This window comes from Delftia deserti, from assembly GCF_042653485.1.
GTDB lineage: Bacteria > Pseudomonadota > Gammaproteobacteria > Burkholderiales > Burkholderiaceae_C > Comamonas > Comamonas acidovorans.
This window is the reverse complement of record NZ_JBHSIH010000001.1, coordinates 666235-678930: the sequence shown is the minus strand read 5'-3', so window position 1 is coordinate 678930 and position 12696 is coordinate 666235. Positions and strand designations below refer to the sequence as shown.

At 68.3% G+C, this 12696-nt stretch carries 9 protein-coding genes; 5 read left to right on the top strand and 4 right to left on the bottom strand.

Annotation, left to right across the window (positions count from 1 at the left end; translation table 11 throughout):
• Nucleotides 1-64: 64 nt before the first annotated feature.
• Entirely contained in the window at nucleotides 65-2425 is a 2361-nt protein-coding gene (locus ACFPFG_RS03330) for a Tex family protein (RefSeq protein ID WP_183020479.1), read from the top strand.
• Between the two features lie 33 nt (nucleotides 2426-2458).
• Entirely contained in the window at nucleotides 2459-3298 is an 840-nt protein-coding gene (locus tag ACFPFG_RS03325; protein WP_183020480.1) for an HDOD domain-containing protein, read from the top strand.
• A 20-nt stretch (nucleotides 3299-3318) separates the two neighbouring features.
• On the opposite strand, the gene ACFPFG_RS03320 is transcribed toward ACFPFG_RS03325, so the two are convergent.
• From ACFPFG_RS03320 to ACFPFG_RS03305, 4 genes are all read right to left on the bottom strand, one after another.
• The gene (locus tag ACFPFG_RS03320; RefSeq protein ID WP_380105031.1) at nucleotides 3319-4551 is read right to left on the bottom strand and encodes an SEL1-like repeat protein; all 1233 of its coding nucleotides are present in this window, start codon (nucleotides 4549-4551) and stop codon (nucleotides 3319-3321) included.
• Nucleotides 4552-4590: 39 nt separating this feature from the next.
• Nucleotides 4591-6228, bottom strand: a complete 1638-nt coding sequence (locus ACFPFG_RS03315; protein ID WP_034392811.1) for a DUF4384 domain-containing protein — start codon at nucleotides 6226-6228, stop codon at nucleotides 4591-4593.
• A gap of 239 nt (nucleotides 6229-6467) precedes the next feature.
• On the bottom strand, nucleotides 6468-6890 hold the full coding sequence (locus tag ACFPFG_RS03310; RefSeq protein ID WP_012205216.1) for a hypothetical protein: 423 nt from the start codon (nucleotides 6888-6890) through the stop codon (nucleotides 6468-6470).
• A 98-nt stretch (nucleotides 6891-6988) separates the two neighbouring features.
• Complete coding sequence (locus ACFPFG_RS03305) at nucleotides 6989-7474, bottom strand: hypothetical protein (RefSeq protein WP_183020482.1); 486 nt, start codon at nucleotides 7472-7474, stop codon at nucleotides 6989-6991.
• A 658-nt stretch (nucleotides 7475-8132) separates the two neighbouring features.
• Between ACFPFG_RS03305 and ACFPFG_RS03300 the strand changes: the two genes are divergently transcribed.
• The 3 genes from ACFPFG_RS03300 to ACFPFG_RS03290 all read left to right on the top strand — a co-directional run bounded on the left by ACFPFG_RS03300 (nucleotide 8133) and on the right by ACFPFG_RS03290 (nucleotide 12690).
• Complete coding sequence (locus ACFPFG_RS03300) at nucleotides 8133-8912, top strand: LuxR C-terminal-related transcriptional regulator (protein ID WP_012205218.1); 780 nt, start codon at nucleotides 8133-8135, stop codon at nucleotides 8910-8912.
• A 75-nt stretch (nucleotides 8913-8987) separates the two neighbouring features.
• Nucleotides 8988-9911, top strand: coding sequence for a sensor histidine kinase (locus ACFPFG_RS03295; RefSeq protein WP_380105028.1), 924 nt, complete (start codon nucleotides 8988-8990; stop codon nucleotides 9909-9911).
• A 145-nt stretch (nucleotides 9912-10056) separates the two neighbouring features.
• Nucleotides 10057-12690, top strand: a complete 2634-nt coding sequence (locus ACFPFG_RS03290; RefSeq protein ID WP_380105026.1) for an AI-2E family transporter — start codon at nucleotides 10057-10059, stop codon at nucleotides 12688-12690.
• Nucleotides 12691-12696: the final 6 nt, after the last annotated feature.

Below are 12696 nucleotides of genomic sequence, written 5' to 3'. Positions count from 1 at the left end.
GCCCGAATCGCGTGTGGCACACTTGGCCGCTTTTCCGGATTCCACGCCACGGGGCGCCTCTCGAATGCAAAAAATCATTGGCCAAATCGCCGCAGAACTGAATGTCAAGCCGCAGCAAGTGGGTGCTGCGGTCGAATTGCTTGATGGCGGAGCCACGGTTCCGTTCGTCGCCCGCTACCGCAAGGAAGTGACCGGCGGCCTGGACGACGCGCAATTGCGCCAGCTCGACGAACGCCTGGGCTATCTGCGCGAGCTGGAGGACCGCCGGGGCACGGTGCTCAAGGCCATCGACGAGCAGGGCAAGCTGACGGATGCGCTGCGCCTGGCCATCGCCAATGCGCCGACCAAGCAGGAGCTGGAGGACATCTACCTGCCCTTCAAGCAAAAGCGCCGCACAAAAGGCCAGATTGCCAAGGAATTCGGCATCGAGCCGCTGGCCGACAAGCTGTTCGCCGACCCCACGCTGGACCCGCACAAGGAGGCCGAGGCCTTCTGCAAGCCCGCCACCACCCTGGACGACGGCAAGCCGGGCCCCGATTTCTCCACCACCTTCGCCGTGCTCGATGGCGTGCGCGACATCCTGTCCGAGCGCTGGGCCGAAGACCCGGCGCTGGTGCAGAAGCTGCGCGAATGGCTGTGGGAAGACGGCCTGCTGCGCTCCAAGAAGATCGAGGCCAAGAACGAGAACGACCCCGAGGTCGCCAAGTTCCGCGACTATTTCGAGTACGACGAACCGATTGGCCGCGTGCCCTCGCACCGCGCCCTGGCCGTGTTCCGTGGCCGCGCGCTGGAAATCCTCGAAGCCAAGCTGGTTCTTCCCGTGGAGCCCGAGCCCGGCCAGCCCAGCCTGGCCGAAGGCAAGATCGCCCTGCACCTGGGCTGGAGCCACGCCAAGCGCGCCAGCGACGACCTGATCCGCAAGTGCGTGGCCTGGACCTGGCGCGTCAAGCTGAGCCTGTCCACCGAGCGCGACCTGTTCTCGCGCCTGCGCGAAGACGCCGAGAAGGTGGCCATCAAGGTCTTTGGCGACAACCTGCGCGACCTGCTGCTGGCCGCGCCTGCGGGCCAGCGCGCCGTCATCGGCCTGGACCCGGGCATCCGCACGGGTGTCAAGGTGGCCGTGGTGGACAGCACGGGCAAGCTGGTGGACACCACCACCATCTACCCGCACGAGCCGCGCCGCGACTGGGACGGCTCCCTGGCCGTGCTGGCCCGCCTGGTCGAAAAGCACCAGATCAACCTGATTGCCATCGGCAACGGCACGGCCAGCCGCGAGACGGACAAGCTGGCGGCCGACCTGATCAAGATCGCCGGCAAGGCCGACCGCCAGATCGAGAAGGTCGTGGTCAGCGAGGCCGGCGCTTCCGTGTATTCCGCCAGCGAGTTCGCCTCGCAGGAAATGCCCGATGTGGACGTGAGCCTGCGCGGCGCCGCCAGCATTGCGCGCCGCCTGCAGGATCCGCTGGCCGAGCTGGTCAAGATCGACCCCAAGAGCATCGGCGTGGGCCAGTACCAGCACGACGTGAACCAAAGCGAGCTGGCGCGCCAGCTCGACGCCGTGGTCGAGGACTGCGTGAACTCCGTGGGCGTGGACCTGAACACGGCCTCGGCGCCGCTGCTGTCGCGCGTCTCGGGCCTGTCGGGCAGCGTGGCCAAGTCGGTGGTGCGCTGGCGTGATGCCAACGGCTCCTTCAAGAGCCGCAAGCAGCTGATGGACGTGGCCGGCCTGGGCGCCAAGACCTTCGAGCAGTCCGCAGGCTTTCTGCGCATCCGCGGCGGCGACAACCCGCTGGACATGACGGGTGTGCACCCGGAAACCTATCCCGTGGTCGAACGCATCATTGCCACCACGGGCAAGAGCGTGGACCAGCTCATGGGCCGCTCCGAAGTGCTCAAGGGCCTGAAGGCCGAGCAGTTCGTGAACGAGCAGTTCGGTGCCATCACCATCAAGGACATCCTGGGCGAGCTGGAAAAGCCCGGCCGCGATCCGCGCCCGGACTTCGTCGTCGCCCGCTTCAATGACGGCGTGGAAGACATCAAGGACCTCAAGGAAGGCATGACGCTGGAGGGCACGGTCAGCAACGTGGCCCAGTTCGGCGCCTTCGTGGACCTGGGCGTGCACCAGGATGGCCTGGTCCACGTCAGCCAGATGAGCCACAAGTTCATCGAGGACGCGCGCGAGGTCGTCAAGACCGGCCAGATCGTCAAGGTCAAGGTGCTGGAGGTCGATGTGGCGCGCAAGCGCATCAGCCTGACCATGAAACTGGATGCGGCGCCCGCACGCCGCGATGGCCCCCGTGACAACCGCTTCGAGAGCGCAGGCCGTGGCAGCCAGGGCCATCAGGGCGGCCAGCGCCGCGCGCCCGAGCCGGCGCAGCAGTCGGCCATGGCCTCGGCCTTCGCCAAGCTGCAGACCCGCAAGTAAGGCCGGGCAGGGCAAGGCAAGGCAGGAAACGCTATGGCTGCGCACGCACTGGATCTGCAGACGCTGTTGACCCAGACGCTGGCCCTGCCGGCGCAGCCGCGCATTGTGGCCCTGCTGCTGCGCGAACTGGTGCCCGAGCAGCCCAGCCTGCGCCGGCTGAGCCAGCTGTTTGCGGCCGATCCCGCGCTGGCCGCCGGGCTGCTGGCGCAGGCCAACGGCCCGGTCTTCGGCATGGCGGGCCGTGTCACCGGTATTCCGGAGGCGCTGGCCCTGCTGGCGCCCGCGCAGTTGCGACAGATCGTGCGGGGCATGCCGCTGGGCGTGGGCACGCATGCCGTTCCGGGCGTGGCCATGCCGGCCTTCTGGCGCTACAGCGTGGATGCCGCACGCGTGGCCCGCGCGCTGGCAGGCACCGTGCAGGCCAGCCCCACGGCGGCCTATGCGGCAGGCCTGCTGCACGGGCTGGGCGAGCTGGCCATGCACATGATCGATCCCGGCCGCGCGGCCACCATCTCCGAGCTGGTCGGTCCGCTGGACCCGCGCCGTGCCGAACTGGAGATGCGGCTGTGCGGCTACGCATACAGCCATGTCAGCGCAGGCCTGGCACGGCGCTGGAGTCTTCCGCCGCTGCTGGCCGACGCGCTGCAGCACCTGCACGCGCCGCTGGCCCAGCCCGGCTTCGATCCCCTGGCCTGCGTGCTGCACATCGCCGCATGGCGCGCCCGATCGCGCGAGGCGCAATGGGGCGAGCGTGCGCTGGCCGTGAGCTTTCCCGGCGAAGTGGGGGTGGCCCTGGGCCTGGACATCGACATGGTGCTGCGCCAGGACCCTGTGGACTGGATGGCCGACGCGGGCCTGGATGTGCTGCTTTAGGGCAGGGCCCAGGGCCTGTGTCAGTTCCGGTGCCAGGGCGCCGGCACCATGTCGAAAAGCGGCGTGGGGTCGCGCCGGTAGGGCGCGGGGCTGATGGGGGCCATGGGCTGCATGGTCATGGGGTCGATGCGTGCCAGCTGCTGCATCCAGCCAATGTCCACACCGCCGCCCTGCGCGGGGCGCGAATAGATCAACTCCAGCATGCGCCGCGATGCCACATGGCCGTGGGCCGCCGCCTGCTGGTACAGGCGCAGGGCCTCGGTGTAGTTGGCAGGCACGCCTTCGCCACGGTGATAGCGCTGGGCCTGCTCCCACTGCTGCTGGGCCGTGACGGGCTGGCGCACCTGGATGTCCTGCTCGCTGGGCGAGCCCCGCAACTGCGGCGTGCGCTGCAGTCCTTGCGGCCCCTGCGCCGCAGGCGGGGCAGACGTGCCCTGGGCCGACACCAGCTGGCCTGCGGGCCGCATGCGGTCGCCCAGCATCTGTGCATTGGTCGCCGCGCTGGATGAGCGTGGCGCCGCCGCGCGGAACTGGCGCAGGGCGGCCTCGGGCTCGTCCTGCGCGAGCAGGGCCAGGCCCCATTCCAGCTGGGCACCAGGGCTGCCCGAACGCGCCGCGCGCTGCAGCAGTTCCTGGTCGGGCGTGCCTGCCACGGTCAAGGCCTCGCCCACGGGCTCGGCCGTGGACAGCGGCGCCAGGCGCCGGGCCAGCAGCCATTCCAGGTATTGCGCACGGGCCGGGTCGGTCTTGGCCAGCTGGGCGATCCAGGGCCTTGCGGCCGGTGGATCGGGGGGCTGGCCGCAGCCGTCCATGGCGCACCAGGCCAGTCCCGCGCTGGCCAGCGGATGGCCGGCCCGCTGGGCACGCTCGAACCAGGTCCTGGCCTGTGGCCCGTCCTGGGCCATGGCAATGCCATGCAGTGCCAGCAGGCCCATGACCCATTGCGCCTCGCGCTGCGTGGCCGGACTCACGCCCTTGCCTTCGGCGCGGCTGCGCAGTTGGGACAGGGCCCGTTGCTGGGCGGTATCCGAGGTCGAAGTGATGTTGCTGGTGCCCGGCTGGGAGCCGTACACGCTGGCCGTCGCCACCCGGATGGGCATGACCGGCGTGAAGCGGGCTGCCGCCTGCACATGCGGCAGCACGGCGGGCGCCAGACCGGGCAGCAGCACCAGCAGCCCGGGCAGAACGAGCCTTGCGGTCAGGCGCAGCCCGCGGCGGCGCCGTGGCGAGGTTTCATGAGCGCTGGAGGGCATGGCAGGTGCCTCTGGTTGGCTTGTGGTCCGCACCGTGCATCAGCGCTTGGCCTGGGCCGGCACCACCTGCCAGAAGCGGGCCGAGCCGGTGTACCCGTCTGCGCCCAGCGAGCTGGCCATGTACTGGTTGACATCCTCCAGGGAGCGCATGCCCGGGATGGCGATGAAGGCCTTGCCCTGGAGCAGCGTGGGCAGCTTGTCGGTCATGTTCTGCTCGGTAGCGAAGCAGGCCACGCCTTCCTTGCCGGGAGGGCCGGCGTTGATCACGTAGCCGGGGTTGGGGCTCATCCAGTCGGGCAGGCGCACGGACTGGGCGGCGGTGATCCAGCCCGAGCGGTTCACGTCGTTGGGCACCAGCCGGGTGACCTCGCCATCGGCACCCGCCATGAAGCAGGACAGGTAGGAGGCACGCGACACGGTGGTGGACAGGAAGAGCTGTTCACCCGTCTCGAAGGAGGTGCGGGTGGGCGTGATGTTCTCCACCCACAGGTCCAGCTTGCGGTCGGGCGCGGGGGCGCCGTAGCGGTAGTCGCCCGTGCCTACGGCAACGTTCTCGGAGGCGGTGGTGACCGGCGCTGCGCTCTTGGTGTTCCAGCCAATGCGCGTGATGTGCCCATCGGCGCCCACGGCCACGAAGTCGCGCAGTGCGCGTTCGTAGGTATTGAAGTCCACCACGCCGCTGACCACCATGCCGCTGTCGGCCTGGAAGCGCCCTATGGCCTCGCGCCACTGCGGGTTGCCTGCGGTGAAGGCCGGAGCGTCCGGCGGCAGGTAGCCCTTGCTGATCAGCGACTGGCGCACCAGTTCCTGGTGGATGCCGGCTTCGCCTTCCTCGTACCAGTCGCGCAGCTGGCGCTGGAAGTCGGGATGGGTCTGGTCCAGCGTCAGGCACTGCCAGTAGGGCAGGCGCGACCATTTGCCCAGCAACTCGATCATGCCCAGCTCGACCAGGGTGCGCACGGCCGGGCCCGATCCCTGGGCATAGTCGCGGCCCACGCTGAACTGCACGCCGTAGGTGCCGATGCGGCCGGACAGGTCCAGGCCCTGGCTGCCGTTGCCGATGACGACTTCGTTGGCCGAATCCAGGCCCGGGATGATGGTGCGCGTGCGAAAGTCGCCCAGGTGCAGTTCCATGCCCAGCACGGCGCCGCTGCGGTTGGCGCTGTAGCCGGTTTCCAGGCGCGAGGCGCTGGTGCCTATGTCCACGTTGTTGCGCAGCACGTTCTGGTCCATGAAGGATACGGCGCCCGACACATACAGGGCAGGGCGCTGCAGCTGGATCTGGTTGTTGTTGAGCAAGATGGTGGTGAGGTTCTGCACCGTATCCTGGCGGGCGATGTCCACCTCATAGTCCACGTAGCGGAAGGCACTGCTGACGCGCGACATCTGGGACAGGGCGGTGACCACCATCTCCTTGGCGGCCACGGCCACACGGCCCGAGTAGTCGGGCAGCTGCTTGCTGGTGATCAGCACCGTGGGCATGTGGCTGTTGCGAAACATCCTGTCCATGCACATCAGAGAGTCGGAAAAGCTCGAGATCGAGCGCACCGGCCGCACCACGGGGCGGTCGGCCGCATAGACCTTGTCCAGGTACTTGGCGTCCTTGCGCGCATCCAGCGGCGCGCAGCCCGACAGCAGCACGATGGAGGCCGAGACGGCGCAGGCAATGGCCCGCATGCAACCCTGTCTGCCGGACCATCGCTGGCGGAAAGTCCCACGGTCGTCCGCATGGCCGCCGAGTGCCGGCTGCAGCGCGGCATCGGGGCGGGGAAGTCCTGGCGATGGAAGGCGGTTGCGCATGATGGACCTCTGCTGGAAAACGGCGAGCCAGGGCACAGGCGCGCACGGGCGTCGGCGCCGGAAATGGGGGATCGAGAAATGGTGGGCGGCCCGAAGGCTGGCCGCCCTGTGTCGCGCTAGCGGCAGACGTTGACCAGGTCGCCCTTGAGGACCACGATCTGGTCCTTGGTCTGGGGCCCGTAGCGGTTGAATGCGCTGGCGTTGGTGTTGCTGGCCAGGTCCTGGGTGCAGGTGCGCTGCATGCCCGTGCTGCTCGTCGTGGTCGTGGTCACCACGTTCGCCTCGGTGGAGATGCCGGGCGCATTGGTCATGGACATGGCTTCGTAGCGCGCGATCTTGGCCTTGACATTGATGGGGATGTCGGTGACGGTGTCCAGCCCCGACGATGTCGGCTGCTTGGCCGTGGGCAGCCTGAGGTAGTCGACGGGCTTGTTCAGCACCACCGGGTCTTCGCCGGGGGCCGCTGCATGAAGGGGGTTCGCTCCGAGGGCGAGCCAGGCCAATAGGGCAGCCGAACAGAGATGGGCGGCGGTGTGCATGGTGGGCTCTCCTGGTGCGGTGAGCTGGGTCTTCGCCGGGAAGGTGCCGCCGGGTGGCCTGGGGCCACCCGGCAGTTTCCTTCGTCCGGCAGCCAGGCTCAGTGGTTGTTGTAGCAGGTCACGCAGCCGTTGTTGCTGGAGATGTTCTGCACTGCCATGGAACCGTTGCCGGCATAGTTGATGATGCCGGAGTTCTTGGCAGCCACCACCTGGATCGAAGTGCTCTTCACGTCCACTTCGCCATAGTTGGAGGCCAGGTTGTTGACGGCCACTGCGCTATAGCCATCGGCCTTGTTCAGGATGCCGCTGCCGGTGGCTGCGACGACCTGCAGCGAGCTGCCATTTTTGTCGATGGTCACGTTGCCTGCATTGCTGGCCAGGTTCTGGGAGGCCTTGCCACCGCCCGTTGCCACGTTCAGCACGCCGCTCCTGTTCAGCAGGGTGACCTGAACGCTGGGGCCATTGATTTCGATCTGGGAGCTGCTGCTGCCGCCGCCGCTGCCGCCACCGCCGCCACCGCCCATGGGGCCTGCCATGGCAGCTGTTGCGATCAAGCTCAGGGAAAGAATTGCAAGCGATTTCATGATGGCTCCTTGATGAAGAATCGGACTATCAGGAAGAGGTGTGTGAGCACCCGTTTTGCAGACACTTTGCGGAGGTTTCCGGCTTTGTCTCCCTGGACCCCTGCTCGTTGTCTGGACTCCAATGTGCTCGGGGAGATCCGTCCGTTCCATCTCTTGTCCGGGGTAGCCATGAGCGCTGATCCACCTGGCGGGTACTTACCCGCACAGGCCGTTTGCAGACAGGCTGCATCGCGTTAAAGCGGCAGCCGTGCGCTATGAATGGATCTGGGTAGTTTCAGTGTGTAACGACAGAAAATTTACGGTTGCAGCTTCGTCCGGGGTCGCTGTTTCGGCGCGCTCGGGGGCTTTGGGGCAACCTGGTGTATCGAAGTGCACGCACCTGATGCCGGCGGCGGCGACAAAGGCAGGATCGGCCCCGGTCGCAGGGCGGGATCGAAGGCGTGGGTGCATGGTGTCTGGATCAGCAAGATCTGCCGGACTGGCGCCCGGGAAACTTCGAAGTCGATTCCTCACACAAATGTGTTAATTTGTAATCTAAGCAATCTTTCACAAACTTCGTCAAAGATTGTGGATATCGGTTGCGATTTCTCTTAATGTGGAAAGGCAAGTCTGTGATCGGTTGCGCCATATACATGGCGTGACATTTGAGGAGAGCAGCATGAATCCATCCGACGTTCCCGCCGATGCCCGTCCCCTGATCGCCGAGTCCCCTCGCGCCCAGGGCATGCTGGGCACGGGTCTGAGCTCTGCCATGTGGCCCGACTACCTGGCGGGCCAGCCCGACAAGCCCGTGCGGGTGCTCCTGGTGGACGACGATGCCCATATCCGCATGGTCATCGCGCAGGAAATCATGAACGACCCGCGCACCCTGGTCGTGGCCCAGGCCGGCAGTGTGCGCGACGGGCGAAAGGCCATCCGCCAGCATGAATTCGACGTGATGCTGGTGGACCTGAACCTGGGTGACGGCGAGGGCTTCGAGCTGCTGGACATGATGAAGACCGTGCGGCCCACGGCCGAGGCCGTCATCATCTCCGTGATGGAAAACGACGAACAGGTGCTGCGCGCCTTCGAGTTGGGCGCCACGGGCTACCTCGTCAAGAACTCCTGGTTCGGCAACTATCCGCAGGCCGTTCTGCAGGTGGCCAATGGCGGCGCATCCGTCACCCCCAGCCTGGCGCGCAGATTGCTGCAGCGCTTCGACAAGACCCAGGGCGCCGAGCCCAAGCGCCGCACGCCCGACGAGGCAGACCGCCTGTCCACCCGCGAGCGCGAGGTGCTGCGCATGGTCGCCAGCGGCTACACCAGCGCCGAGATCGGCTCGCGCCTGATGATCAGCGCCATGACGGTCAACACGCACATCAAGAACATCTATCGCAAGCTGCAGGTGCGCACGCGCGCCCAGGCGGTGCGCTTTGCATCGCTGCGCGGCCTGTTCTGATCCTGGGGCGGCGTCCTGCCCGCAGCGGCCTGCCGCCGCCCGGGCCATGGCGACCGCGCCTGGCACGGCCTGGCCATGAAAGATCCCCTTCGCACGCTGGCCATCTGCCTGGCCCTGGGCCTGCTGCAGATGCTGGGCCTGTGCGCCTGGCTCTGGCAGGCGGGCGCCCAGGCCCCGCCGTGGCTATGCCTGGCCAGCCTGGCCCTGCTGATATCCACGGCGCTGCCGTGTGCCATTGGCGCCTGGCGACTGCACAGGCTGCTGCTGTGGCGGCGCCGGCGCAGTCCCCGGCCCTCGCGCGAAGTGCAGGCAGAGCGTCGGCGCATTGCCGCCGACCTGCACGACGGCGTGGGTGGCCTGCTGGTGCATGCCATGGCCTTGCTGGACCCGCGCGAGACCCGCCAGCGCCAGGCGCAGGAGCTGCTGGAGCAGGCCTTGCTGGAACTTCGGCTCATGGTGGACGCCATGGACGCCATGGAAGACGCCTTGCCCGTGCGGCTGGCACGCCTGCGCCACCGGCTGCAGCCCGTGCTGGACCGGCGCGGCATGCGCATCTGCTGGAGCGTGGCAGATCCGCATGCCGCCGCCGGGCTGCGCGCGGTGCCAGACCTGCCCGACCTGCCAGACTTGCCGCGTGGCCAGCCGTCCCAGCAGTTGCTGGCCATCGCCCAGGAGGCCGTGAGCAATGCGCTGCAGCATGCGCGCGCCACTACGCTGTGGCTGGTGCTGGAGCCGGTGGAACCGGTTGATCGTGTGGATGCGGCAAGCCCTGGCCGCGATGCCCGGCGTGCATTGCACTGGGAACTGCGCGTGGAAGATGACGGCTGCGGCCTGCCTTCCGATCCTGGCCCTGGCCCTGGCCCTGCGCAGGATGCCATCCCGCCTGGCCTGCGGGGCATGGGCCTGGCGGGCATGCATCGCCGCGCCCATGCCATCGGGGCTGTGCTGGATATCCTGCCGCGTGCCGGTGGCGGCGTCGTGGTGCGTGTGCGCTGGTGACCGGGCCGATGCGCCAGCGGCAACGGCGTTCCGGCAATCGCGGTGCCCGCTGACAGTGCAGGCCTGCGGCGCGCTGTGCAATCCCCCGATATGCGGATGCGATGCACTATCCATGCCTGCATCCAAGCCCTGACACCCCGTTTCCATGAACCCACATTCCGACCCTGCGCCGGCGCCTTCACGGCAGGCGGCTCCTGCCGCCACCGAAGGCGCCAATGCTGCCAATGCAGCCGCTAATTCCGCCACCCATGCCGCCACCCATGCCGCCACCCATGCCGATTTCGCGCGCAGCGTGCGTTCGGCCCTGCCGGGCCTGGCCCAGCTGGCCGACATGGTGCCCGCGCTGCGCCTGCTCACCGGGCTGCTGGTGGCCAGCATCGTCATCGCCGGCCTGTATTTCGGCCAGGGCCTGCTGATTCCGCTGGCGCTGGCGCTGTTGTTCGGTTTTTTGCTGGATCCGGCCGTCTCCCGGCTCAAGCGCTGGGGCATGCCGCGCATGGCGGCCACGCTGCTGGTGGTGGTCATGGCGCTGGCGACCCTGGCGGGAATGGGTACCTATCTGGGCAGCCAGGTGCAGCAGCTCAGCGCCGATCTGCCCACCTACCAGAACACCATCCGCGACAAGCTGCGCAGCCTGCGCAGGAATGCCAACATGCCCAGCGCCTGGGACGGCGCGCTGCGCACCTATGACACCGTGGAGCGCGAGATATCGCGCGGCGCGGCGGGCACGCCCCGCGTACAGAAGGTGGAGATACAGTCGCCCGAGCAAAAGCCCACGGCGCGCATGCTGCAGTGGCTGGGCCGCGTGGCCGAGCCCGTGACCACGGCCGGCATCGTGCTGCTGTTCGTGATCCTCATCCTGCTGGACCGCGATGACCTGCGCGACCGGCTGCTGCGCCTGATGGGCGGCAACCTGCACGTGGCCACCGACGCGCTGGACGAGGCCTCGCAGCGCATAGGCAAGTACCTGCGCATGCAGTTCGTCGTCAACATCACCTACGGATTGCCCATGGCGGCGGGGCTGTGGTTCATCGGCGTGCCGGGCGCCATTCTCTGGGGCGTGCTGGCGGCCATCATGCGTTTCGTTCCCTATGTGGGTGCCATGATCTCGGCCGCCTTCCCGCTGGCGCTGGCCTTTGCCGTGGACCCGGGCTGGCAGATGCTGCTGATGACGCTGGGGCTGATCATGGTGCTGGAGCTGATCAGCAACAACCTCATCGAGCCCTGGCTCTACGGCAGCAGCACGGGCCTGTCCACTCTGTCCATCATCGTGTCGGCCACCTTCTGGACGGCGCTGTGGGGGCCGATCGGGCTGATCCTGTCCACTCCGCTCACGGTCTGCCTGCTGGTGCTGGGCCGCTACATACCGGCGCTGCAGTTCATGGAGGTGCTGCTGGGCAGCTCCCCCGTGCTGGGCCCGGCCCAGCGCCTGTACCAGCGCCTGCTGGCCGACGATGTGGAAGACGCCGTCACGCTGGCCCATGAACTGGTGGACGCGCGGCTGCCTGCCCGGCCTTCGGCAGCCGAGCGTTCGGCGGCGCTGGCCGGCTTCTATGACGACGTGGCGATTCCCGCTCTGCGCCTGGCCACGCAGCAGCACCTGGAATCGGCCACGGCCGAACACCGGCTGCGCCTGTCCAGCGGCATGGATGCCCTGATCGAGGAGCTGCGCGAAAGCCATCCGGCGCCCGCTGCGGCCCTGGCCACGCGCGCCCTGCGCATCCATTGCGTGGGCGCGCGCTGGGAGGTCGATGCCCTGGCCGCCGCCATGGTGGCGCACAGCGAGGCGCTGCGCGGCCATGTGGTCAGCTGCTCGGACTGGGCGCTGGCAGCCGACCCGCAATGGCGCCAACTGGGGCCGGGCCAGGGCAGCGGCCTGCCGCAGGGCCACGCAGGCGCCCTGGCCCTGGCCGAGGCGCAATTGCTGGTGCTGTCCGTCTTCAGCACCCAGCCCCAGACCGTGGTGCGCCAACTGATGCGCCGCGTGCGCCGCCATTGGCCGCACCTGCGCGTGGTGCTGGCGCTGTGGAATGCGCCGGCCGTGGTGTCCGACCCCGAGTTCGCGCGCCGCTGCGGCGCCGCCGCCTGCGTGTCCAGCCTGCGCGAGCTGCAGTTGTGGGTGGACGCCTTGCGCCTGCCCGACGCGGCAGGCCAGGGCCTGGCCGCCCCCATCCCCGAGGACGATGAGCAGCGCGTGCGCCAGCTGCACGACAGCGGCGTGCTCGGGCCCGGCCTGCCGCCGCTGTACCACGAGGCAGCCCAGCAGGCCGCCAATGCCTTCGATGTGAAATGGGCCCAGGTCTCCTGGGTCGATGCCGACCGCGTGCACACGCCGGGCAGCCTGCTGGTGGCGGACCAGGGCGACCCGGCTTCCGCCGGCATGCCGCGTGCGCAGTCCATATGCTCCTACGTGGTCCATGGCGGTGACGCCCTGGTGGTGCATGACGCCGCGCGCGACCCCCGATTCGCGGGCAACCCCGCGTTGCAGGCGATGCGGCTGCGCTTTTACGCGGGCGTGCCGCTCAAGAACCGCCACGGCACGGTGCTGGGCAGCTTTTGCATCATGGACGACGCGCCGCGCGAGGTCTCGGCGGCCGATCTGGAGCTGCTGGGCGTCATGGCCGAGCAGTTGATGCAGAACGTGGAGGTGCGCCGGATGATGGAAGCTGGCGCCGCGCCGGCTCCGGTGCAGACACCGGCACAAACTCCGGCGCAGGTGACATCCCGACCGCCACGCCAGACACCATCGACAGCACCCCATCCGGCTGCCGGCGACTGAGACCGC

What these genes read in the sequence shown, in the direction of transcription:
- ACFPFG_RS03320 (WP_380105031.1), bottom strand. Translation starts at nt 4,551, where the DNA reads ATGCCCTCCAGCGCTCATGAAACCTCGCCACGGCGCCGCCGCGGGCTG.
- ACFPFG_RS03300 (WP_012205218.1), top strand. Translation starts at nt 8,133, where the DNA reads ATGAATCCATCCGACGTTCCCGCCGATGCCCGTCCCCTGATCGCCGAG.
- ACFPFG_RS03295 (WP_380105028.1), top strand. Translation starts at nt 8,988, where the DNA reads ATGAAAGATCCCCTTCGCACGCTGGCCATCTGCCTGGCCCTGGGCCTG.
- ACFPFG_RS03325 (WP_183020480.1), top strand. Translation starts at nt 2,459, where the DNA reads ATGGCTGCGCACGCACTGGATCTGCAGACGCTGTTGACCCAGACGCTG.
- ACFPFG_RS03305 (WP_183020482.1), bottom strand. Translation starts at nt 7,474, where the DNA reads ATGAAATCGCTTGCAATTCTTTCCCTGAGCTTGATCGCAACAGCTGCC.
- ACFPFG_RS03330 (WP_183020479.1), top strand. Translation starts at nt 65, where the DNA reads ATGCAAAAAATCATTGGCCAAATCGCCGCAGAACTGAATGTCAAGCCG.
- ACFPFG_RS03310 (WP_012205216.1), bottom strand. Translation starts at nt 6,890, where the DNA reads ATGCACACCGCCGCCCATCTCTGTTCGGCTGCCCTATTGGCCTGGCTC.
- ACFPFG_RS03290 (WP_380105026.1), top strand. Translation starts at nt 10,057, where the DNA reads ATGAACCCACATTCCGACCCTGCGCCGGCGCCTTCACGGCAGGCGGCT.
- ACFPFG_RS03315 (WP_034392811.1), bottom strand. Translation starts at nt 6,228, where the DNA reads ATGCGGGCCATTGCCTGCGCCGTCTCGGCCTCCATCGTGCTGCTGTCG.